Annotated in this window: 26 protein-coding genes; 18 read left to right on the forward strand and 8 right to left on the reverse strand. The window is 72.7% G+C overall.

Going from position 1 to position 25,282, the window contains the following annotated elements:
* The first annotated feature begins 39 nt into the window (after positions 1-39).
* Complete coding sequence (locus tag OG509_RS36550) at positions 40-858, forward strand: LysR family transcriptional regulator substrate-binding protein (RefSeq protein ID WP_406186868.1); 819 nt, start codon at positions 40-42, stop codon at positions 856-858.
* A gap of 41 nt (positions 859-899) precedes the next feature.
* On the opposite strand, the gene OG509_RS36555 is transcribed toward OG509_RS36550, so the two are convergent.
* The 4 genes from OG509_RS36555 to OG509_RS36570 form a co-directional block, all read right to left on the reverse strand.
* Entirely contained in the window at positions 900-1,640 is a 741-nt protein-coding gene (locus OG509_RS36555) for a PP2C family protein-serine/threonine phosphatase (protein WP_406186869.1), read from the reverse strand.
* A 37-nt stretch (positions 1,641-1,677) separates the two neighbouring features.
* Positions 1,678-2,823, reverse strand: a complete 1,146-nt coding sequence (locus tag OG509_RS36560; protein ID WP_406186870.1) for a site-2 protease family protein — start codon at positions 2,821-2,823, stop codon at positions 1,678-1,680.
* Positions 2,824-2,913: 90 nt separating this feature from the next.
* Positions 2,914-3,270 (reverse strand): hypothetical protein, encoded by a 357-nt coding sequence (locus OG509_RS36565; RefSeq protein ID WP_385575073.1) that lies wholly within the window; start codon positions 3,268-3,270, stop codon positions 2,914-2,916.
* Positions 3,271-3,369: 99 nt separating this feature from the next.
* Complete coding sequence (locus tag OG509_RS36570; RefSeq protein WP_406186871.1) at positions 3,370-4,380, reverse strand: methyltransferase; 1,011 nt, start codon at positions 4,378-4,380, stop codon at positions 3,370-3,372.
* A 316-nt stretch (positions 4,381-4,696) separates the two neighbouring features.
* Here OG509_RS36570 and OG509_RS36575 point away from each other — a divergent pair, with 316 nt between their 5' ends.
* The 15 genes from OG509_RS36575 to hypE all read left to right on the forward strand — a co-directional run bounded on the left by OG509_RS36575 (position 4,697) and on the right by hypE (position 19,838).
* Positions 4,697-6,487: a hydrogenase maturation protein gene (locus OG509_RS36575; protein ID WP_406186872.1), complete on the forward strand. Its 1,791-nt coding sequence runs from the start codon at positions 4,697-4,699 to the stop codon at positions 6,485-6,487.
* A 116-nt stretch (positions 6,488-6,603) separates the two neighbouring features.
* Complete coding sequence (locus OG509_RS36580; protein ID WP_030856634.1) at positions 6,604-7,662, forward strand: hydrogenase expression protein HypE; 1,059 nt, start codon at positions 6,604-6,606, stop codon at positions 7,660-7,662.
* Between the two features lie 100 nt (positions 7,663-7,762).
* A complete protein-coding gene (locus tag OG509_RS36585; RefSeq protein ID WP_406186873.1) occupies positions 7,763-9,547 on the forward strand; it encodes a nickel-dependent hydrogenase large subunit in 1,785 nt (594 codons plus the stop codon).
* Positions 9,544-10,065: a hypothetical protein gene (locus OG509_RS36590; protein ID WP_385575062.1), complete on the forward strand. Its 522-nt coding sequence runs from the start codon at positions 9,544-9,546 to the stop codon at positions 10,063-10,065. The genes OG509_RS36585 and OG509_RS36590 overlap by 4 nt, the downstream gene beginning before the upstream one ends.
* An 86-nt stretch (positions 10,066-10,151) precedes the next feature.
* On the forward strand, positions 10,152-10,769 hold the full coding sequence (locus OG509_RS36595; RefSeq protein WP_406187799.1) for a DUF5947 family protein: 618 nt from the start codon (positions 10,152-10,154) through the stop codon (positions 10,767-10,769).
* On the forward strand, positions 10,766-11,467 hold the full coding sequence (locus tag OG509_RS36600; protein WP_406186874.1) for a DUF6084 family protein: 702 nt from the start codon (positions 10,766-10,768) through the stop codon (positions 11,465-11,467). The genes OG509_RS36595 and OG509_RS36600 overlap by 4 nt, the downstream gene beginning before the upstream one ends.
* Positions 11,464-12,894 (forward strand): hypothetical protein, encoded by a 1,431-nt coding sequence (locus OG509_RS36605; protein ID WP_406186875.1) that lies wholly within the window; start codon positions 11,464-11,466, stop codon positions 12,892-12,894. The genes OG509_RS36600 and OG509_RS36605 overlap by 4 nt, the downstream gene beginning before the upstream one ends.
* Complete coding sequence (locus OG509_RS36610; protein ID WP_406186876.1) at positions 12,891-13,421, forward strand: hydrogenase maturation protease; 531 nt, start codon at positions 12,891-12,893, stop codon at positions 13,419-13,421. The genes OG509_RS36605 and OG509_RS36610 overlap by 4 nt, the downstream gene beginning before the upstream one ends.
* 9 nt (positions 13,422-13,430) lie before the next feature.
* On the forward strand, positions 13,431-13,535 hold the full coding sequence (locus OG509_RS36615) for a DUF6893 family small protein (protein ID WP_406186877.1): 105 nt from the start codon (positions 13,431-13,433) through the stop codon (positions 13,533-13,535).
* A gap of 162 nt (positions 13,536-13,697) precedes the next feature.
* A complete protein-coding gene (hypA, locus tag OG509_RS36620) occupies positions 13,698-14,117 on the forward strand; it encodes a hydrogenase maturation nickel metallochaperone HypA (protein WP_406186878.1) in 420 nt (139 codons plus the stop codon).
* A 3-nt stretch (positions 14,118-14,120) separates the two neighbouring features.
* Positions 14,121-14,957, forward strand: a complete 837-nt coding sequence (gene hypB / locus OG509_RS36625) for a hydrogenase nickel incorporation protein HypB (RefSeq protein WP_406186879.1) — start codon at positions 14,121-14,123, stop codon at positions 14,955-14,957.
* A complete protein-coding gene (gene hypF, locus OG509_RS36630; RefSeq protein WP_406186880.1) occupies positions 14,957-17,344 on the forward strand; it encodes a carbamoyltransferase HypF in 2,388 nt (795 codons plus the stop codon). Before hypB ends, hypF begins: the two co-directional genes overlap by 1 nt.
* A complete protein-coding gene (locus tag OG509_RS36635) occupies positions 17,313-17,639 on the forward strand; it encodes a HypC/HybG/HupF family hydrogenase formation chaperone (protein ID WP_406186882.1) in 327 nt (108 codons plus the stop codon). Before hypF ends, OG509_RS36635 begins: the two co-directional genes overlap by 32 nt.
* Positions 17,636-18,772 carry a hydrogenase formation protein HypD gene (gene hypD / locus OG509_RS36640; RefSeq protein ID WP_385575040.1) on the forward strand — a complete coding sequence of 379 codons (1,137 nt, stop codon included), beginning with the start codon at positions 17,636-17,638 and terminating at the stop codon, positions 18,770-18,772. Before OG509_RS36635 ends, hypD begins: the two co-directional genes overlap by 4 nt.
* Positions 18,773-18,848: 76 nt before the next feature.
* Positions 18,849-19,838 (forward strand): hydrogenase expression/formation protein HypE, encoded by a 990-nt coding sequence (gene hypE, locus OG509_RS36645; RefSeq protein ID WP_406187801.1) that lies wholly within the window; start codon positions 18,849-18,851, stop codon positions 19,836-19,838.
* A 32-nt stretch (positions 19,839-19,870) separates the two neighbouring features.
* Here the strand turns inward: hypE and OG509_RS36650 are convergent, their stop codons facing one another.
* On the reverse strand, positions 19,871-20,710 hold the full coding sequence (locus OG509_RS36650) for a class II glutamine amidotransferase (protein ID WP_406187803.1): 840 nt from the start codon (positions 20,708-20,710) through the stop codon (positions 19,871-19,873).
* A 233-nt stretch (positions 20,711-20,943) separates the two neighbouring features.
* Between OG509_RS36650 and OG509_RS36655 the strand changes: the two genes are divergently transcribed.
* Positions 20,944-21,591: a DUF4360 domain-containing protein gene (locus OG509_RS36655; RefSeq protein WP_406186883.1), complete on the forward strand. Its 648-nt coding sequence runs from the start codon at positions 20,944-20,946 to the stop codon at positions 21,589-21,591.
* A 60-nt stretch (positions 21,592-21,651) separates the two neighbouring features.
* Positions 21,652-22,314 (forward strand): DUF4360 domain-containing protein, encoded by a 663-nt coding sequence (locus OG509_RS36660; protein ID WP_406187805.1) that lies wholly within the window; start codon positions 21,652-21,654, stop codon positions 22,312-22,314.
* Positions 22,315-22,419: 105 nt separating this feature from the next.
* On the opposite strand, the gene OG509_RS36665 is transcribed toward OG509_RS36660, so the two are convergent.
* The 3 genes from OG509_RS36665 to OG509_RS36675 form a co-directional block, all read right to left on the reverse strand.
* Positions 22,420-23,841 carry an Ig-like domain-containing protein gene (locus OG509_RS36665; protein ID WP_406186884.1) on the reverse strand — a complete coding sequence of 474 codons (1,422 nt, stop codon included), beginning with the start codon at positions 23,839-23,841 and terminating at the stop codon, positions 22,420-22,422.
* Between the two features lie 246 nt (positions 23,842-24,087).
* Positions 24,088-24,315 (reverse strand): DUF6296 family protein, encoded by a 228-nt coding sequence (locus OG509_RS36670; RefSeq protein ID WP_385575028.1) that lies wholly within the window; start codon positions 24,313-24,315, stop codon positions 24,088-24,090.
* 119 nt (positions 24,316-24,434) lie between these two features.
* The gene (locus OG509_RS36675; RefSeq protein ID WP_406186885.1) at positions 24,435-25,103 is read right to left on the reverse strand and encodes a maltokinase N-terminal cap-like domain-containing protein; all 669 of its coding nucleotides are present in this window, start codon (positions 25,101-25,103) and stop codon (positions 24,435-24,437) included.
* Between the last annotated feature and the right edge of the window lie 179 nt (positions 25,104-25,282).

Consider the following 25,282-nt stretch of genomic DNA (forward strand, 5'->3'; position numbering starts at 1 on the left):
GTGTGCGCTACTTCTGACCACGGCCGGTAATCTGGGCGGGTGACAGGCTCGGAAGCATCTCCCACGGCATCGCCCACCGCATCTCCCTCGTTCCGGCTCGCGTACGTCCCCGGAGTGACGCCCGGCAAGTGGGTGCGGATCTGGAAGGAGCGCCTGCCCGACGTCGCGCTGACCCTCCTCCAGGTGTCCGCCGCCGAGGCCCCGGACGTACTGCGGGGCACCGACGCCGACGCCGCCTTCGTGCGGCTGCCGATCGACCGGACGGGCCTGGCCGCGATCCCCCTCTACACCGAGACCACGGTCGTCGTGGTCCCGAAGGACCACCTCGTGGCAGCCGTGGAAGAGGTCTCCACCGAGGACCTCGCCGACGAGATCGTGCTGCACCCGCTGGACGACACCCTGGACTGGGAGAGCCTGCCCGGGCGGCCCGCGCTGGAACGCCCCGCCACGACCGCGGACGCGATCGAGCTGGTGGCGGCCGGGATCGGCGTCCTCCTCGTCCCGCAGTCCCTCGCCCGCCTGCACCACCGCAAGGACCTCACGTACCGGACGGTGACGGACGCCCCGCAGTCCCGGGTGGCCCTGTCGTTCCTCGAACTCGACGGTGAACCCACCGACCTGGTCGAGGAGTTCATCGGGATCGTGCGCGGCCGGACCGTCAACAGCACGCGCGGCCGAGGCGCCCCGACCCCGCCGCAGCCGAAGCAGCGCAAGCGCCCCGACGCGGCGGGCGCGGGGCGGGGCTCGGCGGCCGGGAAGTCGGGCGGCAAGAACCCGCGCGCCGGCTCCGGCGGAACCAAGGGCAGCGCCAAGGGCGGCAAGAGCAGCAAGGCCGGCAAGCCCCGCCGCAGGCCATAGCGTACGGTCACGGTCGGTCACCGTCCGAGCCGAACGGCACGCTAGTCGCCGATCCTGACCAGGGCGAGCGTGATGTTGTCGGGGCCGCCGGCCTCGATGGCGGCCTTCCACAGCTCGAACGCCGCCTTGCCGTCGTCGTGCACCCGCAGCAGCTCTTCGAGCTCCTCGGGCGGCACCGGGTCGGTCAGCCCGTCCGAGCACACCAGGTAGCGGGCTCCGGCCGGCAGCGGCTCCGTCGACACGTGCGGGGTGATCCCGCTGTGCCGACGGGCGCCGCCGAGCGCCTGGGTCAGCAGGGACGTGGTGCGCTGCCCCGGTTCCAGCGGCGGATTGTCGTCCACGCTCACCTGTCGGACCTCCTGCGCCGTGGCGTCGAGCACCCGGCTGTCGCCGACGTTGAACGAGATCAGCGAATCCTCCAGTACGACGGCACCCGCCACGGTGGTGCCCATGGTGGCCAGCTCCGGATCGCTGTCACCGGCCGCGTACACAGCGTGGTTGCACAGGGCGAGCGCCTCGCGGACGGCTCCCTCGCTGTCCAAGGAGGGCCCGAGCATCGCCAGTTGGCGTACGACCAGCGCACTGGCCACCTCGCCCGCCGGCTGTCCGCCGATCCCGTCGGCGACCGCGACGACGAGCGGCGAACCGAGCGGGAACACGAACGTCTGCGGATTGCGGGTCACACCGGCGCACAGGGTCCACGGCCCGACGACGAGGCTGTCCTCGTTGTGGTCGCGTACCAGCCCGGCATGGCTGAGGGCGCTCACGGCTACGTACGTCATCGCACCCCCATTGTCCCGCCGCGCGCCCGCCGGTGCCTCACTCGGGCTCCCGGCCCCCGGCCCCGCCCCCGCCGAGCGCCTGCCGCTCCATGAGCCGGGTGACGTCCTTCGCGGTGACGATCCCCACCAGCCGGTCCGAGTCCACCACCAGGAGCGGCAGCCCGGTCCCCGGCCGCAGAGCGTCCAGGGCCTCGCCCAGCAGATCGCCCGGGGCTGCCACCGCGCACCGCTCCAGCGGTGTCGCCACGTCGCGCACGCGCAGAGCCTCCCGCTGCGCCTCCGGCAGCCGGGCCAGCCCGCGTACGTGCACCACCCCGCTGGGGCGGCCGTCGAAATCGAGCAGCGGCAGGGCGGAATGCCGGGACTCCACGGCCACCTCGTCGATGAACCGCCGCACGCTCAGCCAGTCGGCGCCGGTCGCCACCGGGCTGGACATCGCATCGGCCACGTGCACGCCCCGCAGCCCCGTGCGCAACACGGCGTGCTGGCGCTCCGCGCCCGCGACGAACGTGATGAAGAGGCCGATGAAGACGAGCCACAGCCCGCTCGACACGCCGCGGAGGAAGGAGATCCAGCCCACGGCCGCCAGCAGCACGCCCATGACCTGCCCCATGCGCGAGGCCGCCCGGTCCGCCCGGTCCCGGTCGCCCGTACGCCACCACAGCAGAGCCTGGAGCACCCGTCCGCCGTCGAGCGGCGAGGCCGGCAGCAGGTTGAAGACGGCGAGGAAGAGGTTCGTCCAGCCGAGCCAGACCAGGACGGCGGCGGGCACCGCCCAGCCGGGCAGGGTGTGCAGCCCGATCCCCGCGCCGACCGCGACGCCGCCGATGACGAGGCTGGTGAGGGGGCCGCTCACCGCGACCGCGAAGGCCGCCGGGGCGGTCTGCGGCCGGCCCATCCTGGTCATCCCGCCCAGCGCCCACAGGGTGACGTCCTCGACGGAGATCTTCTTCCGGCGGGCCGTCGCGGCGTGCGCCGTCTCGTGCAGGAGCAGGCTGCCCATCAGCAGCAGGGCCCCCACGACGCTGGCGAGGGTGTAGACGGCGTTCGAGCGCCCCGGAGTCCACACGGGGAGGGTCTGGCGGCCGAGCCCGTACGCGAACAGCACCACCAGCAGCGGCACGCTCCAGTGCATGCGCAGCGGCACTCCGACGACACGTCCGATAGGGACCGAGCCGTTCATCTTCGTCTCCTGCCGGCTCGGCAGTGGTTCATACCCCCATTGTCGCTCCGGAACGGCGGACCCGTACCGGAGCGACAGGTGCCGCGGGGCTCAGGCCTCCGTGGCGGCCGGAGCGGCCAGGGCCTCGTCGAGCTCCCACGCGTGCCGCTTGTACTCGCGCAGGAAGTCGCCGTGGTCCTCCCACTGGCGGGCGATACCGCGCAGCACGTCCCAGTGGTGCTCCACCGACTGGTCGATGACCCGGCGCAGCGCCGGCTCGGCCGTCGCCCGCTTCTCGATGAGCCCCTTGACCGCGGAGGCCTCCAGCACGGCGTTGCGCAGCGCGCGCAGCGCCCGGGAGGTGTCGTCCATCGCGAAACCGCGCTCGCTGCCGGTGGCCTCGTCGAACAGCGGGGTCAGCCGCGCCTCGATGAATGCGGTGATCCGCTCGAAGTGCTGCACGTCCATCGGGGCTCCATCTCGTCTGCTTCCTGGCGCCGTGGCTGCTCGCCGGCGCGGATGAAGAATATCCGCTGAAGATCGTGAGGGAACGGGCGGCGGGCGCGATCAGACGGCTACGGCCTCCAGCACCGAGGGCACGGACGGGGTGGGCAGGATGCGGTCCAGCCGGAAGCCCGCCCGTGCCAGCAGGGACTCGAACTCGGCGGCGGTCCGCTCACGGCCCGTGACGACCATCAGCATCACGATGTCGAGCTCCACGCCGGGATGCGGGGCGCTGCCCCCGGGCAGGACGGCGTCCACCACGAGCAGGCGGCCACCGGTGCCGGCCGCTCGCCGGATGGAGCCGAGGATGCGCAGCGCGTCCTCGTCGCTCCAGTCGTGCAGGATGTGCTTGAGCAGGTAGAAATCGCCCCCGGCCGGCACGGCGGTGAAGAAGTCCCCGCCCGCGGTCCGCCAGCGGCCCGCCAGCTCGGGCCGGTCCAGTACGTGCTCGGCGATGGTGGCGGGCTGGTCGAAGAGGGTGCCGGACAGAGTGGGCTCCCGGGTCAGTACGGCGGCCAGCAGCCCGCCGCGGCCGCCGGCCACGTCGACGATGCGTGCGCCCGCCGGGAAGGCGTAGCTCTGCGCCACCAGTTCCTCGACGGGGTCCGAATGCGCCGCCATGCCGGCGTCGAACGTGGCCCGGTCCTCCGGGGCCTTGAGGAGGTGCTCGAAGAACGGCATGCCGTGGGCGAGGTCGAAGGCGGACTCGCCCGTACGCAGGGTGTCCGCGAGCCGGTCGGCGGAGCGCGCGTACATCGGGTCGGTGAGCAGCAGGACGCTCGCCAGCTGCGATCCCGGCACGCCGCCGACCAGCGACCGCCCGGCCTCCTCCAGCCGGAAGGCGCCCCGGCCGTCCTCGCCGAACAGGCCCCGCGTCGCCAGGAACCGCAGGATCCGCCGCAGCGCGGGCCCGTGCGTGCCGGTCCGGGCGGCGAGCTCCTCGGCGGTGCGCGGCCCGTCGGCGAGGTGGTCGGCTATCCGGTGGACGGCCACGGCCCGTAAGGCGGCGGCGTGGACGTGCCCGTACATGAGGTCGTGCAGCGGGGACGGGGCGAAGGGATCGATGCTGGCCACGGTCCGGCTCCTGTCGGCTCGATGCGATGCGATGCGATGCGGGTCGGGTCGGATCAGGGCACGCGGGCGGTCGTACGGGCCCGCGCGGCCCACCTGCGCAGTGCATGCCGCGTACGGGTCCCCCGTCCAGTCCCTTTCCGGGCATCTCCGCGCGCCTCCGGACCGGCCCCTCCACCAGGTGGCGGTTCCGGGTGGCCACTTCCGGGTGACACCCCCGTAGGCCTCACGGGCCCGCGGGCGCCCGTGGTCGACGATCGCCAGCGGCCGTACCTGCCGCGGCCGCAGCTCGCCGGGGGCCGGACGCTTGGGAGATCACGTGCACATCCTGCTCGCCGCCAGCGCGTTCAACAGTCTCACCCAGCGCGTACACGCAGAACTGAGGGACCGCGGGCACAGCGTGGCGGTCGAGCTCGCCCTGCCCGGCGTCTCCCTCGCCGAAGCCGTCGACCGCCACCGGCCGGACCTCGTGCTCGCGCCGATGCTGAAGACACCCATCCCCCGGGAGGTCTGGTCCGCCCGGACCTGCCTGATCGTCCACCCGGGGCCCCTGGGCGACCGCGGGCCCTCCTCGCTCGACTGGGCCGTCACCGAGGACGCGACCCGCTGGGGCGTCACCGTGCTCCAGGCCTGCGAGGAGATGGACGCGGGCGACGTCTGGGCCACCGCGGACTGCCCGCTGCCGCCCGTCGGCAAGAGCGACGCGTACCGCGGCGAGATCGCCGACGCCGCGCTGTCGGCCGTGCTGACGGCCGTCGACCGCTTCGCCTCCGGCACCCACGTCCCCGAGCGGCAGCGATCCGGCCGCGCCCGGCCGTACCTGCGCCAGGAGCTGCGCCGGATCGACTGGGCGAACGACTCCACGCAGAGCGTCGTCCGTGCGCTGCGCGCCGCCGACTCCCAGCCGGGCGTACTCGACGAGCTGCTCGGAGGCCAGTGGTTCCTGCACGGCGGGTACCCCGAGGACCGGCTGCGCGGCCGCCCCGGCGAGCTGATCGCCACCCGCGCGGGCGCGATCTGCCGGGCGACCACCGACGGAGCCGTGTGGATCCCCGAGCTCCGGGCGCGGCGCACGCCCGGCGAGCCGGCTGAGCCGGCCCCCGTCAAACTCCCCGCCACCCTCGCCCTCGGCGACCGGCTGCCGCCGCTCCCCGAGATCCCCGCGCCGCCGTACGCCGCCGACGCGGACCCGGACGGCCCGCGCACCTGGTCCGACATCACCTACCGGGAACAGGGCGGGGCCGGCTTCCTCACGTTCTCCTTCCCCGGCGGCGCGATGAGCACCGCGCAGTGCCGGCGCCTGCTCGCCGCCTACCGGGAGGCCTGCACCCGGCCCGTCTCCGTCCTCGTCCTCGGCGGCGGCCGCGACTTCTTCTCCAACGGCATCCACCTCGGCGTCATCGAGGCGGCCGCCGACCCGGCCGAGGAGTCCTGGGCCAACATCAACGCGATGGACGACCTCGTGGAGGCCGTCCTGACCACCACCGACCGGTTCGTCGTGGCCGCGCTCGGCGGCAACGCGGCCGCGGGCGGGGCCATGCTCGCCCTCGCCGCCGACGAGGTCTGGTGCCGTACCGGCGTGGTCCTCAACCCGCACTACCGGCTGATGGGCCTGTACGGATCCGAGTACTGGACCTACACGCTGCCCCGCCGCACCGGAACCGGGGTCGCCGACCGCCTCACCTCCGACGCCCTGCCGATCAGCGCCGAAGCCGCCCGCCGGCTCGGGTTGGTCGACCGCACGATCGACTGCGCCCCGCAGGCCTTCGCCGACGAGACGTCCCGGCTCGCCGTCCGCGTGGCGGACTCGCCCGCCGTCCTGTCCCGGATCGCCGGCAAGAAGGCCCGCCGCGACGCCGACGAGAGCGTCCGGCCGCTCGCCGCCTACCGGGAGGCGGAGCTGGCGCGGATGCGGGAGGCCTTCTTCGACCCGCAGGCCCCGTACCACGCCCTGCGCCGCGCCTTCGTACGCAAGGAGCCCGCCGACCGCACCCCGGCCCACCTGGAGCGGACGGTGCCCGGACGGCGCACCGCGGCCCTGCCCTCCCGGCGGCCCCGGGTCACTGGACCGGCCGTACAAGACAGGGCGCAGGGCCCGGCCGACTGCTAGCAAGAAGGGTGAGGCCGGCGCGGAGCACCTGCCCCGTCCGTCGTCCCCGTCCCCGCCCCCTCCGCGTCCCCGGCCCCACCCACCCCCCCCGCATCCCTTCCCAAGGAGCGATCCTCATGGATGCAGCAACGCCGAGCACGGCAGTAGAGGACCCCCCGATCCACATCCTCTGGATCAACGCCGGACTGAGCTGCGACGGCGACTCGGTGTCCCTGACGGCAGCGATGCAGCCCAGCATCGAGGAGATCGTCATGGGCGTCCTCCCCGGACTGCCCAAGATCGCCGTGCACTGGCCGCTGATCGACTTCGAGTGCGGACCGGTCGGCGGCGCCGACACGTTCATCGAATGGTTCTTCAAGGGGGAGCGCGGGGAGATCGACCCCTTCGTGCTCGTCGTCGAAGGCTCGATCCCCAACGAGAAGATCAAGCCCGAAGGCTACTGGTGCGGCTTCGGCGACGATCCGGAGACCGGCCAGCCCATCACCACCAGCGAGTGGATCGACCGCCTCGCGCCCAAGGCCCTCGCCGTGGTCGCGATCGGCACCTGCGCCACGTACGGCGGCATCCACGCGATGGAGGGCAACCCCACCGGGGCCATGGGCGTACCCGACTACCTCGGCTGGGACTGGACCTCGAAGGCCGGCATCCCGATCGTGTGCGTCCCCGGCTGCCCGATCCAGCCCGACAACTTCTCCGAGACCCTGACCTACCTGCTCTACCAGGCGGCCGGCTCCGCGCCGATGATCCCGCTGGACGACAAGCTGCGCCCCACCTGGCTGTTCGGCAACACCGTGCACGAGGGCTGCGACCGGGCCGGCTACTACGAGCAGGGCGAGTTCGCCCAGACCTACGACTCGCCCAAGTGCCTGGTCAAACTCGGCTGCTGGGGCCCGGTCGTCAAGTGCAACGTGCCCAAGCGCGGCTGGATGAACGGCATCGGCGGCTGCCCCAACGTGGGTGGCATCTGCATCGCCTGCACCATGCCGGGCTTCCCCGACAAGTTCATGCCGTTCATGGACGAGCCTCCGGGCGCGAAGGTCTCCGCCACCGCCAGCGGGGTCTACGGCACGCTGATCCGCAAGCTCCGGTCGATCACCGAGCACACCGTGGACCAGGAGCCCAAGTGGCGCCATCCCGGACGGCAGTTGACCACCGGCTACCGCAAGCCCTGGTGACCGCGCCACCCGCGGCCCCGCGTCCACCCGGCCCGCGCCCCACCGCTGCGCCTCTCCGAACCTCCAGCTCCCGTCTCCAAGAAGGGTCACGGCAGACAAGATGACACCGAAGACGAAGGCGGCCGGTGACGGCAGCGGCCTGGTGGAGATGGCCTGGGATCCGATCACCCGGATCGTGGGCAGTCTCGGCATCCACACGAAGATCGACTTCAAGCAGAAGAAGGTCGCGGAGTGCTACAGCACCTCGTCCGTCTTCCGCGGCTACAGCGTCTTCATGCGGGGCAAGGACCCCCGCGACGCGCACTTCATCACCAGCCGCATCTGCGGGATCTGCGGCGACAACCACGCCACGTGCTCCGTCTACGCCCAGAACATGGCGTACGGGGTGAAGCCGCCCCACCTCGCCGAGTGGATCATCAACCTGGGCGAGTCGGCGGAGTACATGTTCGACCACAACATCTTCCAGGAGAACCTGGTCGGGGTCGACTACTGCGAGAAGATGGTCCGCGAGACCAACCCGGGGGTTCTGGAACTCGCCGAGCGCACCCCCGCCCCGCACGCCGGCGAGCACGGCTACAAGACCATCGCCGACATCATGCGCTCCCTCAACCCCATCGAGGGCGAGTTCTACCGCGAGGCCCTCCAGGTCAGCCGGTACACGCGCGAGATGTTCTGTCTGATGGAGGGGCGCCACGTGCACCCCTCCACCCTCTACCCGGGCGGCGTCGGCACCATCGCCTCCGTCCAGCTCTTCACGGACTACATGAGCCGCCTCATGCGGTACTGCGAGTTCATGAAGCGCGTGGTCCCGCTCCACGACGACCTCTTCGACTTCTTCTACGAGGCCCTGCCCGGGTACGAGGAGGTCGGCCGCCGGCGCGTCCTGCTGGGCTGCTGGGGCGCGCTCAACGACCCCGAGTACTGCGACTTCACGTACGCCAACATGACCGACTGGGGACGGAAGATGTTCGTCACCCCGGGCGTGGTGGTGGACGGGAAGCTGGTCACCAACGACCTCACCGAGATCAACCTCGGCATCCGCATCCTGCTCGGCAGCTCGTACTACGACGACTGGCAGGGCCAGGAGAAGTTCGTCACCCACGACCCGCTCGGCAACCCGGTCGACGCCCGCCACCCGTGGAACCAGCACACCATCCCGGCCCCGCAGAAGCGGAACTTCGACGACAAGTATAGCTGGGTGATGTCCCCGCGCTGGTTCGACGGCAAGGACCACCTCGCCCTCGACACCGGCGGCGGCCCCATCGCCCGCCTGTGGTCCACCGCCCTGTCCGGGCTCGTCCACACCGACTACGTCCAGGCCACCGGCCACAGCGTGGTCATCACCCTGCCCCGCACCATGACCAAGCCCGAGACCCGCTTCGAGTGGAAGATCCCGAAGTGGAGCAACGCGCTGGAGCGCAACCGCGCCCGCACGTACTTCCAGGCGTACGCGGCCGCCATCGCGCTGCACTGCGCCGAGAAGGGCCTGGCCGAGGTCCGCGCCGGACGCACCCAGACCTGGGAGAAGTTCGAGGTTCCGGACGAGTCCATCGGCGTCGGCTTCACGGAGGCCGTGCGCGGCGTGCTCTCGCACCACATGGTGATCCGCGACGGCAAGATCGCCAACTACCACCCGTACCCGCCGACCCCGTGGAACGCCAGCACCCGCGACACCTTCGGCACCCCCGGACCGTACGAGGACGCCGTCCAGAACACCCCGATCTTCGAGGAGAACTCCCCGGAGAACTTCAAGGGCATCGACATCATGCGCGCCGTGCGCAGCTTCGACCCCTGCCTGCCCTGCGGCGTCCACATGTACGTCGGCAACGGCAATACGGTCAAGCAGATGCACGTGCCCACCGGACTGAGCGGACTCGGCGGATGAGCGCGACGGCGACCGACGCCCGTGAGGCGGGCCGGCGGGTGGACGAGGTCCTCGACCGGCTGGCCGCCTCGGGAGACCGGGAGGCCTGCGCCGCGGCCGAGGAACTGGTGCGCGTGCTCATGGACTTCTACGGGGCCGGGCTCGCCCGGATCGTGGAACGGCTCGGTGTGGAGCGCCTCGGCGGGCTGCTGGACGACGAGCTCGTCGCGAGCCTGCTCGCCCTGCACGACCTGCACCCCGAGGACGTCCACGCCCGGATCGCCCGAGCCCTGGACTCCGTACGGGACCCCGTGGAACTCGTCGGCTTCGACGCGGCCACCGGCGTGCTGCGCCTGCGGTCCGCCCCGGGCGGCGGCTGCGGCTGCGGTTCCGGCGGGGACGCCGTGCCGCAGAGCGTCGAGGACGCCCTGGCCTGCTTCGCGCCCGAGGTGAGCGCGGTGGAGCTCGAAGCGGCCGAGCCGCCCCTGCCCCTGCTCCAGATCGGCACCCGCCCGCAGGCCCCGGCGCGGGCCCGGTGAACGCGCCGCACCCCTGGGCGACGGCGGAGCCGGCCACCGGCTCCGCCGGGGCCCTCGACTCCGCCGGGCCGCGCGCCGCGCGCGGCCTGCGCCGGTTCACGGGGCCCCGGCCGCCCCGGCCCGAGCGCTGCGAACTGTGCGCGGTGGCGGTCCCCGAGGACGGCCACCGCCACCTGGTGGAGGTCGAGAAACGGGCGCTGGTCTGCGCCTGCACCGCCTGCGCCCTCCTGTTCGACCGGCCCGGCGCCGCCGCCGGGCGCTTCCGCGCCGTCCCCGACCGCTACCTCACCGACCCGGAACACCGGCTCGGAGAGGGCGCCTGGGAGCAGCTCCAGATCCCGGTCGGCGTCGCCTTCTTCTTCCGCAACGCCGCCCTCGACCGGCTGGTCGCGCTCTACCCGAGCCCGGCCGGAGCCACCGAGAGCGAACTGGACCCGGCCACCTGGCAGGACGTACTCGGCGGCAGGGCGCTCGCCGCGCTGCTCGAACCCGACGTGGAAGCACTGCTGCTGCGCCGGATCGAGGGCCGCACCGAGTGCTACCTCGTCCCCATCGACGTCTGCTACGAGCTGGTGGGGCGGATGCGGCTGCTGTGGCAGGGATTCGACGGCGGGGCCGAGGCCCGCGCCGCGCTGAACGCCTTCTTCGCGCAGGTGGAGCGCAGGGCCAAGGTCCCGGCCGGGGCGGGGGAGGGGCGGACGTGACCGATTTCGCCTTCGCCTGCACCGGGGTGCGCGCCGACCCGTACGCGGCCGGCCCCACCCTGGTCTTCCGGCTGCGCATCACCACCGCCGCCGACAAGCGCGTCCACGCCCTCGCCCTGCGCTGCCAGATCCGCATCGAGCCGGCCAAGCGCGGCTACGGCACCGGCGAAGCCGCCGCGCTCCACGACCTGTTCGGCGAGCGGGCCCGCTGGGGGACCACCCTGCAGCCCCTCCAGTTCGCCCAGGTCTCGGTGATGGTCCCCAGTTTCACCGGGCAGACCGAGACCGACGTGGTCGTGCCGTGCTCGTACGACATGGACATCGCCTCCGGCCGCTACCTCAGCGCCCTGGAGGACGGCGAGGCGCCGCTGCTGATGCTGTTCTCCGGTACGGCCTTCACCGGCGCCGGGGGCTTCCAGGTCGAGCCCGTTCCCTGGGACCGCGAAGCCCCGTTCCGGATGCCCGCCGAGGTGTGGCGGGAGATGGTCGAACAGCACTTCCCCGGCTGCGGCTGGCTGCGGCTGCCCCGCGACACCATGGCGGACCTGCTCGCCTACCGCTCCCGCCACGCGCTCGCCTCCTGGGAGGCGACCGTACGGACCCTGCTCGACGCGGCGTCGACCGCCGAGCCGCCGCCCCCGGACCCCGCCTGGGCCGGCGCCGTACTGCCGCGGGCCGCCGAGAGGACCGCGCCATGACCACGACGGCCCTGCCCGAATCACGCTTCGCCGTCGCCCGGCAGGTGGCCGACGCCGTCCTCTTCGAGGGCTACGTCCTCTACCCGTACCGGGCCTCGGCGGCGAAGAACCGGCTGCGCTGGCAGTTCGGCGTCCTGGTCCCGCCCGCATGGGGCCCCGCGCACGGCGAGCACTCCTTCCAGCGCACCGAAGTGGTCATGGAACCGCGCGGCGCGGCCACCCTCGCCGTCGAGCTGCGCTTCCTGCACGCGCAGCGGCGTACGGTCGAAGAGGCCCGCCCGGACGGCTCGTTCGCGGCCGTGCCCGAACTGCACCTGCCCGACCGGGTCCTGGTCCCGTGGGACGAGGGAACCGAGGAACGGGTCGAAATGACCGTACCCGTCGCGGAGCTGGAGGAGGGCGAGGTCTGCCTGCCCTTCGTCCGGCCCGCCCGCGAGGAGACCGAACCCGTCCTCGACGGCGACGGCCGGGAGGTGGGCCGCCTGATCCGGCGCACCGAGCGCGCCGACGGGGTGCTGCGGCTGCGCGCGGAGCAACTGGACGTCCCGTACCGGGCGTTCAGACTCACGGCGGTGGTCGAGAACACGAGCGACTGGACGCCGGACACCGAAGCCGCCGCCGGCGCCGATCGCGACGTCGTGCTGCCCCGCTCACTGGTCGCGGCCCACCTCCTGATGGGCCTCAGCGCGGGATCCTTCCTCTCGATGACCGACCCGCCCGAGTGGGCCAAGGCCTCCGTCGCCACCTGCGCCAACCGGCACACCTGGCCCGTCCTCGCCGGCGAACCGGGCAGCAGCGATGTGGTGCTGTCCTCGCCGATCATCCTGGAGGACCACCCCGGCATCGCGCCCGAGTCCATCGGGGCCATGTACGACGCCACCGAGATCGACGAGATCCTCGCCCTGCGCACGGCGGCCCTGACCGACCAGGAGAAGCGGGAGGCCCGCGGCACCGACGCCCGCGCGGCCGCCGTCATCGACCTGGCCGAGAGCATGCCGCCCGAGGTGCTGGAACGCCTGCACGGCGCGGTCCGGGCGCTCCGCGAGATCACCGACCCCGGTGCGACCACCCCCGAGTCGTTCGCCGAACTCTTCGACGAGGACGCCGTGTTCAAGCCGGACACCCCCTGGTGGGACCCGGCGCACGCGGATCCCGCCGATCCGGCCCGCGACCGGATCCTGATCGACGGGACCTCGGTGGGACCTGGCAGCCGGGTGGTCCTGCGCCCGGGCCTGCGGCGCACGGACGCCCAGGACCTGTTCCTCCAGGGGGCCACGGCCCAGGTCGAGGCCGTCCTCCACGACGTGGACGGCGGAGTGCACCTCGCCGTCACCGTCGAAGGGGACCCGGGCGCCGACATCCGGCGCGAACAGGGCCGGTTCCTCTACTTCCAGCCCGACGAGGTCGCCCCCCTGGAGGGCGCGTGAGCGGCCGCGTCCTGATCGCCGGCATCGGCAACGTCTTCCTCGGCGACGACGGCTTCGGCGTGGAGACCGTCCGGATGCTGGCCGAGCCCGGGCACGCGCTGCCCGAGCACGTCGAGGTGGTGGACATCGGCGTACGCGGGGTCCACCTCGCCTACCAGCTCCTCGACGGCTACGACACGCTCGTCCTGGTGGACGCCACCGCCCGCGGCGGAGCCCCGGGCACCCTGTACCTGATCGAGGCCGCCGAGCCCGGGTCCCTCGCCCCGCAGGGCCCCGTACTCGACGGGCACCAGATGTCGCCCGACGCGGTGCTCGCCCTGCTGGACACCCTGTGCGCCGGAACCGGCACCGCGCCGCCCCGGCGGATCTGGGTCGTCGGCTGCGAACCCGGCAGTCTGGAGGAGGGCATCGGCCTGAGCGCGCCGGTGGCCCAAGCGGTCCCGGAGGCCGTACGGATGGTCCTGGACCTGGTCCTCCGCCCGGACGAGGAACTGCTCGACCACGAGCACAACGCCACCGCCAACTGAGGAGAACCCATGAAGAAGGTCATCATCGGCGGCGCGGCCGTCGCCGTCCTCGCCTGCGCTCTGAGCGTGGTGCTCCCCGACATCCAGCGCTACCTGAGGATCCGCCGCATGTGATCCGCGACCGTGACGCATGAATCCGTGACCTGTGATCCCCGCGATCCCTGACGTGCGACCGCCCCGGCGCCCGAATGGCGTACGGGGCGTCGGCGCGTCGGCGTGCCCGAGCGCCCAGTACGGCGCCGGCCGGTCTAATGAGGCCCGGCAGGACGGAGGCCCATGCACGAGATGTCGATCGCCATGGCCGTGGTGGGGCAGGTGGAGGAAGCCGCCGAGGCCGGCGGCGCGACCGCCGTCACCTCGGTCCGGCTCCAGGTCGGAGAGCTGGCCGGGGTGGTCCCCGACGCACTCGCCTTCTGCTTCGAACTGGCCTGCGCGGGAACCCTCCTCGAAGGCGCCGAGCTCGTGACGGAGTCGGTCGCCGCCCGCGCGCACTGCCGTTCCTGTACGGGCGACTGGGCGGTCGGCATGCCGCCCCGGCTGGTCTGCCCCGGGTGCGGGCAGGCCACGGAGGTCGAACTCCGCACCGGGCGCGAGCTGCAGATCCTCAGCGTGCAATGGGAGGAAGGCCCCGGCCCCGACCGCGTCCGGACCACCGCTCCCGCCCCCACCCGCGAACCGATCTCCGAGGAGCGCTGAACCATGTGCCGTGTGGTCGACCTGAAGCAGGCGGTCCTCGCCAAGAACGACTCGGCCGCGCACACCCTGCGCGCCGAACTCACCGCCCGCGGCACCACGGTGGTCAACCTGCTCTCCAGCCCGGGCAGCGGGAAGACCGCCCTGCTGGAGCGTGAACTCGGCCTGGCGCGCGAGCGCGGCGTGCCGGTCGCCGCCCTCACCGCCGACCTCGCCACCGAGAACGACGCCCTGCGGCTGGCCCGTTCGGGCGTTCCCGTCAAGCAGGTGCTCACCGACGGGCTCTGCCACCTCGAAGCCGCCATGCTGGGACGGCACCTCGACGGCTGGCTGCCCGAGGACACCCGGCTGCTGTTCGTGGAGAACGTCGGGAACCTCGTCTGCCCCGCCTCGTACGACCTCGGCGAGTCGCTGCGCGTCGTGCTGGCCTCGGTGACGGAGGGCGAGGACAAACCGCTCAAGTACCCGACGGCCTTCGGGCTGGCCCAGCTCGTCGTGGTGACGAAGACGGACATCGCGCAGGCCGTGGAGTTCGACGAGCCCGCCTTCCGCGCGCACGTCCAGCAGGTCAACCCCGGGGTGGAGGTGGTGCTGACCTCGGCCCGCGGCGGCGAGGGCGCGGGCATCCTGCTCGACCGGGCGCTGGCGGTCGGCGCCGGCGGCGCGGTGCACGCCCCGGTCATGGCCCATCAGCCCCCCGCACACCACCATCACCACGGAGAGGGCCACGAGCACGGTCCCGGCCATGCCCACGAGCACGGCCCCGGGCGCGGCCCGGGTCACGACCACGGCCCCGGCTCGCGGCGCACGCATCCGCACTCCGGCGTGGTGCCGACCCGCTGATGGAAGCCGTACAGCGCCGCCGGGTCGTCGTGCGCGGAGTGGTGCAGGGCGTCGGCTTCCGGCCGTACGTGTACACCCGCGCGACCGGGCTCGGCCTGGCCGGGCACGTCACCAACACACCCGAGGGGGTCGTCGCGGAGGTCGAGGGCGCCCCGGCGGCCGTAGCGGCCTTCTGCGAGCGGCTCGCCGCCGAGGCCCCGCCGCTGGCGGTCGTCGACGCCGTGGACCACCACGAGGTCCCCGTATCGGGCGGCGCGGGGTTCACCATCGTCGCCTCCCGCTCCGGCGGCCCCGCCCGCACCCTCGTCTCCCCGGACGTGGCCACGTGCGCGGACTGCCTCGCGGAGCTGGCCGATCCGGCCGACCGGCGCCACCGGCACCCCTTCATCACCTGCACGCACTGCGGACCCCGCTTCACCATCGTCACGGGACTGCCGTACGACCGGGCGCACACCACCATGGCCCGCTTCCCGATGTGCCCCGACTGCGCCCGCGAGTACGCCGACCCCGCCGACCGGCGCTTCCACGCCCAGCCGGTGGCCTGCCCCGCCTGCGGACCCCGGCTGCGCCTCCTCGCCGGATCCCCGCCGCGCGAGGCCCACGGCGCCGACCCCGTGGCCGAGGCCCGCCGGCTGCTGGCCGACGGGGCGGTCCTCGCGGTCAAGGGCCTCGGCGGCTACCACCTCGCCTGCGACGCCGCGCACGCCGGAGCCGTCGCCGAGCTGCGGCGCCGCAAGGCCCGCGGGGACAAGCCGTTCGCCCTGATGGCCCGCGAACCCGCCGACATCGAGCACCTCGTCCACCTCGGCCCGGCCGAACGGGACCTGCTCACCGGGCCCGTCCGGCCCATCGTCCTGCTGCGCCGCAGCCCCGGAGCCGACGCGCAGGGGCTCGTCGCCGACGCCGTCGCCCCGGGCAGCCCCGACCTGGGCGTGATGCTCCCGTACACCCCCGTGCACCATCTGCTGCTCGGGCTCCGCGGTGACCCGCCCGGTCCCCGGCTCCTCGTCATGACCAGCGGCAACCTGTCGGGCGAGCCCATCGTCACCGACGACACCGAGGCCCTGGACCGGCTCGCCCGGCTCGCCGACGCCTGGCTCACCCACGACCGGCCCATCCACGTCCCCTGCGACGACTCCGTGGTGCGCGTCTGCGACGGCGAGGCACTGACCCTGCGCCGCTCCCGCGGCCACGCCCCCCTGCCCCTCACGCTGCCGCTGTCCGTCCCCGCCACGCTCGCCGCCGGGGGCGACCTCAAGAACGCCTTCTGCCTCGGCGAGGGCCGCAAGGCCTGGCTTTCGGCGCACATCGGCGACATGGACGACCTGGCCACGCAGTACGCCTTCGAGCGCGCCGAGCAGCAGCTGGAGTCCATCACCGGCGTCGCGCCCGGGCTGCTCGCCGTGGACCGGCACCCCGGCTACCGCTCGGGCCGGCTGGTCCGCGGCCGGGCCGGCGCCCGCCCGGTCCTCGGAGTCCAGCACCACCACGCGCACATCGCGTCCGCGATGGCCGAACACGGCTGGGACGGCACCCGCAAGGTGATCGGCATCGCGTTCGACGGCACCGGATACGGCGACGACGGGGCGGTGTGGGGCGGGGAGGTGCTGCTGGCGGACTACGCCGGCTACACCCGGTTCGCGCACCTCGCCTACGTCCCGCTGCCGGGCGGCGACGCCGCCGTGCATCGGCCGTACCGCATGGCCCTGTCCCATCTGCGCGCCGCCGGGCTCGGCTGGGACCCGGACCTGCCCTGCACGGCGGCCTGCCCGCCCGAGGAACTACGGCTGCTCCGACGCCAGTTGGAGCGGAACCTGCACTGCGTGCCGACGTCCAGCATGGGCCGCCTCTTCGACGCCGTCTCCTCCCTGGCGGGCGTCTGCCACCACGCCGGGTACGAGGCCCAGGCCGCCATCGAGCTGGAGGGCGCGGCGCTCGCGGGGTCCTCCGGGACGCAGGCGGACGGCGGGTACGCCTTCGCGCTGCACCCGGGAGAACAGGGAGGCGAGGGACCGGTCACGGCCGACCCCGCCCCCGTACTGGCGGCAGTCGTGGCCGACGTACGGGCGGGCACGCCCAAGGCGCTGATCGCCGCCCGCTTCCACGCGGCCGTCGCCGAACTCGTCGGCACGCTGGCCGTCCTCGCGCGCGAGCGGCACGGGCTCGACACCGTCGCCCTGACCGGCGGGGTCTTCGCCAACACCGTGCTCTCCTGCGCCTGCGCCCGCCTCCTGCGCGAGCGCGGTTTCACCGTCCTGCGCCACCACCGCGTCCCGCCGAACGACGGGGGGCTGGCCCTCGGCCAGCTCATGGTGGCGGCCCGCGCCCCGCAACACCCACAGCAAGGAGAGGGCCATGTGCCTGGCGGTACCCGGCAGAGTGCTTGACATCGGGGAGAAGGACGGCACCCGCATGGCGACCGTCGATTTCGGCGGGGTGGTCAAGGAGGTGTGCCTGGAATACCTGCCGGACCTCCAGGTCGGCGAGTACGCCATCGTCCACGTCGGCTTCGCGCTGCAGCGCCTCGACGAGGAGTCGGCCCGGCAGACCCTCGAACTCTTCGCGCAACTCGGCATGCTCCAGGAGGAGTTCGGCGACCCCTGGGAGCGGGCGGCGGCCGAGTCGGGCGCGGCGGACTGGCCGTTCACGGAAGACATCGCGGAGCAGGAGGCGCAGCAGTGAAGTACCTAGAGGAATTCCAGGACCCCGAGCTGGCGCGCCGCCTGCTCGACGACATCCACTCCACCGTCACCCGGCCCTGGGCGCTGATGGAGGTCTGCGGCGGCCAGACCCACACGATCATCCGGCACGGTATCGACCAACTACTGCCCGAACAGGTGGAGTTGATTCACGGACCGGGCTGTCCGGTGTGCGTGACCCCGCTGGAGGTCATCGACAAGGCGCTGGAGATCGCCTCCCGCCCCGAGGTCATCTTCTGCTCGTTCGGAGACATGCTCCGCGTGCCCGGATCCGGCCGCGACCTGTTCCAGGTGCGCAGCGAGGGCGGCGACGTACGGGTGGTGTACTCCCCGCTCGACGCCCTGCGGATCGCGCAGCAGAACCCCACGCGCGAGGTGGTGTTCTTCGGCATCGGCTTCGAAACCACGGCGCCCCCCAACGCCATGACGGTCTATCAGGCGAAGAAGCTCGGCATCCCCAACTTCAGCCTGCTCGTCTCCCACGTCCGGGTGCCCCCGGCCATCGAGGCGATCATGACCTCGCCGAGCTGCCGGGTCCAGGGCTTCCTCGCCGCCGGGCACGTGTGCAGTGTGATGGGCATGGGGGAGTACCCGGAGCTGGCCGCGCGCCACCGGGTCCCCATCGTGGTCACCGGATTCGAGCCGCTGGACATCCTCGAAGGCGTACGCCGGGCGGTACGGCAGCTGGAGCGGGGCGAGCACACCGTCGACAACGCCTACGCGCGCGCCGTGCGCCCGGAGGGGAACCCGGCCGCCCTCGCCATGCTGGAGGACGTCTTCGAGGTCACCGACCGCGCCTGGCGCGGCATCGGCGTCATCCCCCACAGCGGCTGGCGGCTGTCCGCCCGCTACCGCGACTACGACGCCGAGCACCGCTTCTCGGTGACCGGCATCGCCACGCAGGAACCGGCCGAGTGCCGCAGCGGAGAGGTCCTCCAGGGCCTGATCAAGCCGCACGAGTGCGAGGCGTTCGGCACCACCTGCACCCCGCGCACCCCGCTCGGCGCCACGATGGTCTCCAGCGAGGGCGCGTGCGCCGCGTACTACCTCTACCGGCGCCTCGACCTCGCGCCGGCCGCCCGGACCGCACCGCTGGAGGCGAGCCCCGTTGTCTGAAGCCCTGTCCGAAGCCGTACTCGACGTCACGGGCTGGACGTGTCCGGCCCCGCTGCGGGACCGGCCCCGCGTGGTGATGGGCCACGGAGGCGGCGGAGCGCTCTCCGCCGAGCTCGTCGAGCACGTCTTCGCACCCGCCTTCGGCGGCGAGGTGCTCGCCCGGCTCGGTGACTCCGCCGCGGTCACCCTGGGCGGGGCCCGCCTCGCCTTCTCGACCGATTCGTACGTGGTGCGGCCGCTCTTCTTCCCCGGCGGCAGCATCGGCGACCTCGCCGTCAACGGCACGGTCAACGACCTGGCCATGAGCGGGGCCCGCGCCGCCTACCTCTCGTGCGGGTTCATCCTCGAAGAGGGCGTCGAGATCTCCGTGGTGGCCCGGGTCTCCGAGGACCTCGGCGCGGCCGCGCGGGCCGCGGGCGTCGAGGTGGCCACCGGCGACACCAAGGTCGTGGAGGCCGGCCACGGCGACGGCATCTACCTCAACACCGCCGGCATCGGGCTCATCCCCGAAGGGGTGGACCTGCGCCCGCAGCGCGTCGTACCGGGCGATGTCGTCATCGTCAGCGGGGAGATCGGCCTGCACGGCGTGGCCATCATGAGCGTCCGCGAAGGCCTCGAATTCGGGGTGGACGTCAAGAGCGACTGCGCGCCGCTGGGCGGGCTCGTCCAGGCCATGCTCGCGGTCACCCCCGACCTGCACGTCCTGCGCGACCCCACGCGCGGCGGGCTGGCAGCCGCCCTGAACGAGATCGCGGCCGCCTCGCGCACCGGGGTCGTCATCCACGAGGGCCGGGTGCCGGTCCCGGAGGCCGTCGGCAACGCCTGCGCGATCCTCGGCCTCGACCCGTTCTACGTGGCCAACGAGGGCAAGCTGGTCGCGTTCGTACCCCGAGAGCACGCCGAGGCCGTCCTCGACGCGATGCGCGCGCACACGCTGGGCCGCAACGCCACGGTGATCGGCGAGGCGGTCGAGGCCCACCCCGGCCTGGTGGTGGCGCGCACCGGCCTCGGCGGCACCCGCGTGGTCGACCTGCCGATCGGAGAACAGCTGCCCCGCATCTGCTGACGCCGGGACCCTGCGCGGTGCGGTCCGTGGGCTCAGGGGAGCTCGGGGATGAAGGGGAGATAGTCCTCCGTGGCCGCGGAGGGGAGGACCGCGTAGCTGGCCTCGGGGAGCTCGTTCCACACCCCCGGGAGGTTGCCGAGCGGTTCGGAGACCACCAGCCGCGTCGCGTCCGAGACGTCCCGTAGGAACGGCAGCTCCGGGTAGAGCTGCCGCACCGTTTCGGCCCTGCCGCTGTAGAACAGCGAACGCGACGTGCCCGCGCTGGAATAGCGGAAGGCCCAGACGCGCTCGCCGTCGCTGACCGCGATCGTCATCTGCATCGGGTCGGCGACGCCGTGCTCCTTGCCGACGCGCTCCACGAGGCCCGTCATCCGGGCGACCGCGCCAGGGGGGTCCTGGTCGAGGCCGTAGGTGACGGCCAGGTAGAACATCACCTCGGAATCGGTGGAGCCCTCGATGCAGGGGAACAGCGCGGGGTCGACCGCCATGCACAGATCGCGCTGGAGGCGGTGGAAGTCGGTGATGGCGCCGTTGTGCATCCACAGCCAGCGGCCGTGCCGGAACGGGTGGCAGTTCGTCTGCTGAATGGCCGAGCCGGTGGAGGCGCGGACATGGGCGAAGAACAGGGTCGAGCGGACGTGCGCGGCCAGTTCCCGCAGGTTGCGGTTGTTCCAGGCCGGTCCGATGTCCCGGAAGATCGCCGGAGTGCCGCCACCGTCGGCGCTGTACCAGCCGATCCCGAAACCGTCGCCGTTCGTCGACTCGACGCCCATCCGGGCGTGGAGGCTCTGATCGATCAGCGAGTGTTCCGGCTGGTAGAGAACCGCGTCGAGCAGCATCGGCGAACCGGAGTAGGCGAGCCAGCGACACATCCGCATCATCCCTCTCCTGCGCCCCGTACGAGCCTATCGCGGCCGCCCTCCCGCCGCCTCGCGCCTTGACGCGCACGCCCTCCCTGTGCTTATTCGGCCAGGGCCGTGCGGAACCGAGGTATTGGCCGTTTCGCGTCCTTCCCAGGGCGCATCCGCTGTGGTGGCATGTGCATGCCGAAATGCGAGCCGGTTCCGGTTCCGGTTGTGCCGGACCCATGAATGGAGAAACGACGATGTTGCTCCGCAGATTCACCGTCGGCGCGGCGGTCGCGGCGTTATCCGCCCTGACCGTTCCCGCGCAGGCCGATACCGTGGACACGCCGCCCGGCAGAATCACCGTCGAGGTGGTCGGCGTCAACGGATCGGGATGCCCGCAGGGGACCGCGGGTGTCACCGCGGCCTCCGACAACACCTCGTTCAGCGTCACGTACAGCAACTACCTGGCCCAGGCCGGCGCGGGCTCCGGCGGCACCGAGTTCCGCAAGAACTGCCAGCTGGCCCTCCAGATCCACGTACCGCAGGGGTTCACGTACGCCATCGCCAGCGCCGACTACCGAGGCTTCGCCCACCTCCAGCGCGGGGCCTACGGCCAGCAGCGCGCGAACTACTACTTCCAGGGCATGCCGCAGACGGCCCGTACGACCCACCAGTTCGGCGGCCCGTACTCCGACAACTGGCAGGCGAACGACCGGACCGAGTACCAGGACCTGGTCTTCGCGCCCTGCGGCGAGGAGCGCAACCTCAACGTCAACAGCGAACTGCGGGTCTACGCGGGGACATCGAACCCGCAGGCCCTGAGCTTCATGAGCATGGACTCGACGGACGGCAGCGTGAGCACGGTCTACCACTTCGAGTGGAAGGAATGCCCGGCGGCGGCCTGACGCGGCGCGAGCGCAGGAAACACCGATCGATGATCAGGAGTGACAATGATGTCTCATTCCCTGTCTCGTACCCTGCTCACCGGTGGCGCGGCGGCCGTGCTGATCGCCACGGCGGCGACCTCCGCCGGGGCCGCCGGCCACACCCCGCAGATCACCGCTCCGCCCGACAAGATCGTGATCGAACTCGCCACCGTGAACGGATCCGGCTGCCGCGAGGGCACCGCCGAGGTGGCCGTCGCGCCCGACAACACCGCCTTCACGGTCACGTACAGTGAGTATCTCGCGCAGGTGGGGCCCGGCGCGCCGCCCACGGCATTCCGCAAGAACTGCCAGCTCAATCTCCGCGTCCACGTTCCTTCGGGATTCACCTATGCGATCGTCCAGGCGGATTATCGCGGATTCGCATTCCTCCAGCCCGGTGCGTGGGGTCAGGAGCGGGCGAACTACTACTTCCAGGGAATGCCGCAGACGACTCAGCGCACCCATCAGTTCAACGGGCCGCACAACGACAACTGGCAGGCGAGCGACAAGACCGAGTACGCGGATCTGGTCTGGGCTCCGTGCGGAGAGAAACGAAACTTCAACATCAATACGGAGCTGCGCGTGAATGCGGGCACGTCCAATCCGCAGACCGCCACGAGCTTCATGGCCATGGACTCCACGGACGCGAGCGTGAGCACGCTCTACCACCTCGCCTGGCAGGTCTGCCCCACGCCCAAATAGCCCCTGACGGCCTGGGTGCCGTATCCGCCCGAGCGCCGTACCCCCCCCCGAGCGCCGTACCCGGCGGATCCGCCGGGTACGGCGCTCGGGCGCGTCGCGCGTCGCTCACGTCAGGGGGCGCAGCCGGGTCGCGGTGTGGTGGGACATTGCGGGGAGGGCGGTCGCCGAGGCGGGGGCGTCGGAGGAGGCGAGGGCACTGCCGGCCTGCCAGGCCCGCCAGTCCAGGTTCCAGTCCCCGAAGCCGTTCTCGAACGGAGCCATCGGCTCCCCTTCGCTGTTCACCACGTGCACGATGTCCCCCTCCCGCACGGTCTGGAAGAACCAGGCGGCCTCCGCCGTGCTCATGCCCGTACAGCCGTGGCTCACGTTCTCCTCGCCCTGCGACGCGACCGACCAGGGCGCGGCGTGCACGTACTCGCCGCTCCACGTCACCCGTGTCGCGTAGAAGACCGGCAGGTCGTAGAACTCGCTCGTGCCGCGCTTGATGCCGACGGAGTCCCCGCGCATCCTGACCTGGTACTCCTTGCGCAGCACGACCTTGATGCCGCTGCGGGTCCGGAATCCCGCCTTCCCGGTGGTGACCGGGATCGTCCGGATGACCTTGCCGTTACGGCGTACGGTCATCTCGTGCGCCTCGGCATCGGTGACCGCCTCGATCCGGTCCCCGATGGTGAACGCCGTGGAGTCGGAGGGGCCGCCGTAGTCGTGGTCGCCCACCTCGACCCCGTCGAGACCGCTCGTCACGTGCACCTCGGCGTGCGCCGGCCAGTACGTACGCGGCCGGTAGTGGAGCGTCGAATCGTCCACCCAGTGCCAGCCGCCCTCGACGGCCGGCTCCGAGGTGACCTGGAGCGCCCGTTCCACCCGGGCCCGGGCCGTCCGGTCGGCGGCGGGAACCGGCCGGCTCAGGGCGGCCGTCACGATCTGCCCCGCGCCGTACGTGCCGGGGCGCGGCCCGAACTCCACCGTGAGCCGGCCCTCGTCCGGGGGCGGCGCGGTCCGGAACGCCATGGTGACGCCGACCGGAGTCCCCGCCGCGTCCTGGGCGCCGACCTGGACGGTGTAGAGCTCGCCGGCCCGCAGCGGCTCGGTGTTGGTCCAGTGGCGGCTCCTGGGGGCGAGTTCGCCGCCCACGTAGCGCCTGTGCCCGTCGTGCACCGTGACATCGGTGAGCCGCCCCGCCTCGGCGAGCGCGATCTCCAGCGGACCGCCGGAGTTCGTGGGGAGGACGACCGTACGATCCGCCCCGCCGGCCTCGCGGGACGCCGGCCCGCGCAGGACCGAACCGGCTCCCCGGGAGGTGGCCCGTACCCGCTGCTGCCGCCAGCCGGTGCACAAACCGTCCCGGAACGCCTCCAGCGCGCACCGCGCGGCGATCCCGCCGTCCCCCTGGTCCAGGGCCCGGCCCACGAGCAGGGTCACGGCGGCGTCCGGGCCGCCGGCCGGCCGCCCGGCGGCGTCCTGCTCGGGAACCCGGCCCGGTGCCGCGGCGACGACGAGGGCGGCGCCGGTCACGGCGGCCACCACGCTCCACGTCCTGGTCCCCGGTGCCCCCCGGGCCCGTCGTACCCGTCGTTCCCTTTGTGCACGGTGCGTCGATGACATCGCCACGCAGCCTTCCCAGCTCGCCCACGGCCCGTTGGGAGCATCAAAACGATTGCGCGGCTAAATGATGATCATGCGCTCGGGCAGTGCGACCGAACGGGCACGCAAGAGAACTCGGACGGAGCAACGGTGCGTTCAGGGTGGGTGTCGGGCGCGTTCGGGCCGCGCTCAGGGCAGCGGCCGGATCCGGACCACGCGGGCCGGGTCCTGGCCGCCGCCGGAGGCCAGGATGCGCACCTCTTCCTGGTCGCTGATCTCCGCGCGGACGATGCCGGACGCGTCCGCGTAGACCGGGTGGCCGCCCGGCCCGGCCTGGCCGGTGGCGCTCACCACGACGACGTCCTCGCTCGTGTCCGCGTCCTCGGAAAACACCAGCTCGTAGCGCTGGGCACTCATCCGCGCCCTCCTTTGCCGGGCGAAAGGAGCCTTCCCCACCTCCCATGATGCGCGCAGCTCCCGGTCCGCGCCGCCCGCGCGCCGCCGCCCGGCCCGCGCCCGCCCTGCCTACGCCCGGTCTACGCGCGGACGACGGCGTACCGGCCGCGCGCCTTCGTGTCGTCCGGCAGCGTCCACTCCGCGGTGACGTGCCCCAGCGGCCGCTGCTCGCCGGAGTCGTCCTGAGCCGGTGCGGGCCGCAGGACGCGCTGCACGCCGAGCGTCAGCTTCCCGTCCGGGGTCTGCACGAGCACGTCGGTCGTGTCCGGCCCGTCGGACACGCCGAGGACCGCGACCGGGCCCGGGCGGCCGGTCCGCGCGTACCAGCCCGTGACGGACGGGTCGGGCTTGTCGCTCTCGCTCTGCGCCTGCGGCTCCGCCTCGCCGCGTACGAGCGCGTACAACCGCTCGACCAGGACGGGGTCGTGGGTCCCGTCGTAGATCCAGCGGCGACCCAGCACCCCGTGCTCGGAGGTGCCGATGAGGGCGTGCTCGGCCCCGTCGAGCGGTGCCCCGCGGTACGTGAGGGGCACGTGGTACGTGATCGGCCGGTCTACCGCACCGTCGGAGACCGCCATGAACTCGATCCCGACCTCGCCCTGCGGGTCGTCGAGCCGGAACCCCCCGGCCCTGGCCGGCTGCGGGGCGCCCCCCGCGCCGGGGCCCTGGTACCAGGGCCGAGTGGGAAGCCAGGAAGCGAGCAGCTCCAGCTTGCCCGGGGTCATCGTGGTCCGGTGGACGACGGCCATGGTGCGGCACCTCTCTCGGTCGACTGCCGATCATCCTGCCATCGGCGCCGCGCGGCCCTCAGGTTGCGTCCGCCTTACGTCGCGCCGACGTTCGTGCCACGCGCCGACCATGGCCGGTGAACAGGCAGGAAACTCAGTGCAGTTGGCGTTGACGACCGCCGCTCTACGCGCGTCATCAT

Source organism: Streptomyces sp. NBC_01006 (genome assembly GCF_045162725.1).
GTDB lineage: Bacteria > Actinomycetota > Actinomycetes > Streptomycetales > Streptomycetaceae > Streptomyces.

Bases quoted from the DNA above. Each gene is read 5' to 3' on its own strand.
- OG509_RS36555 (WP_406186869.1), bottom strand. From the start codon at position 1,640: ATGACGTACGTAGCCGTGAGCGCCCTCAGCCATGCCGGGCTGGTACGC.
- OG509_RS36560 (WP_406186870.1), bottom strand. From the start codon at position 2,823: ATGAACGGCTCGGTCCCTATCGGACGTGTCGTCGGAGTGCCGCTGCGC.
- OG509_RS36565 (WP_385575073.1), bottom strand. From the start codon at position 3,270: ATGGACGTGCAGCACTTCGAGCGGATCACCGCATTCATCGAGGCGCGG.
- OG509_RS36580 (WP_030856634.1), top strand. From the start codon at position 6,604: ATGGATGCAGCAACGCCGAGCACGGCAGTAGAGGACCCCCCGATCCAC.
- OG509_RS36585 (WP_406186873.1), top strand. From the start codon at position 7,763: ATGACACCGAAGACGAAGGCGGCCGGTGACGGCAGCGGCCTGGTGGAG.
- OG509_RS36590 (WP_385575062.1), top strand. From the start codon at position 9,544: ATGAGCGCGACGGCGACCGACGCCCGTGAGGCGGGCCGGCGGGTGGAC.
- OG509_RS36605 (WP_406186875.1), top strand. From the start codon at position 11,464: ATGACCACGACGGCCCTGCCCGAATCACGCTTCGCCGTCGCCCGGCAG.
- OG509_RS36615 (WP_406186877.1), top strand. From the start codon at position 13,431: ATGAAGAAGGTCATCATCGGCGGCGCGGCCGTCGCCGTCCTCGCCTGC.
- hypA (WP_406186878.1), top strand. From the start codon at position 13,698: ATGCACGAGATGTCGATCGCCATGGCCGTGGTGGGGCAGGTGGAGGAA.
- hypB (WP_406186879.1), top strand. From the start codon at position 14,121: ATGTGCCGTGTGGTCGACCTGAAGCAGGCGGTCCTCGCCAAGAACGAC.
- hypF (WP_406186880.1), top strand. From the start codon at position 14,957: ATGGAAGCCGTACAGCGCCGCCGGGTCGTCGTGCGCGGAGTGGTGCAG.
- OG509_RS36635 (WP_406186882.1), top strand. From the start codon at position 17,313: ATGTGCCTGGCGGTACCCGGCAGAGTGCTTGACATCGGGGAGAAGGAC.
- hypE (WP_406187801.1), top strand. From the start codon at position 18,849: ATGGGCCACGGAGGCGGCGGAGCGCTCTCCGCCGAGCTCGTCGAGCAC.
- OG509_RS36650 (WP_406187803.1), bottom strand. From the start codon at position 20,710: ATGTGTCGCTGGCTCGCCTACTCCGGTTCGCCGATGCTGCTCGACGCG.
- OG509_RS36655 (WP_406186883.1), top strand. From the start codon at position 20,944: ATGTTGCTCCGCAGATTCACCGTCGGCGCGGCGGTCGCGGCGTTATCC.
- OG509_RS36670 (WP_385575028.1), bottom strand. From the start codon at position 24,315: ATGAGTGCCCAGCGCTACGAGCTGGTGTTTTCCGAGGACGCGGACACG.
- OG509_RS36675 (WP_406186885.1), bottom strand. From the start codon at position 25,103: ATGGCCGTCGTCCACCGGACCACGATGACCCCGGGCAAGCTGGAGCTG.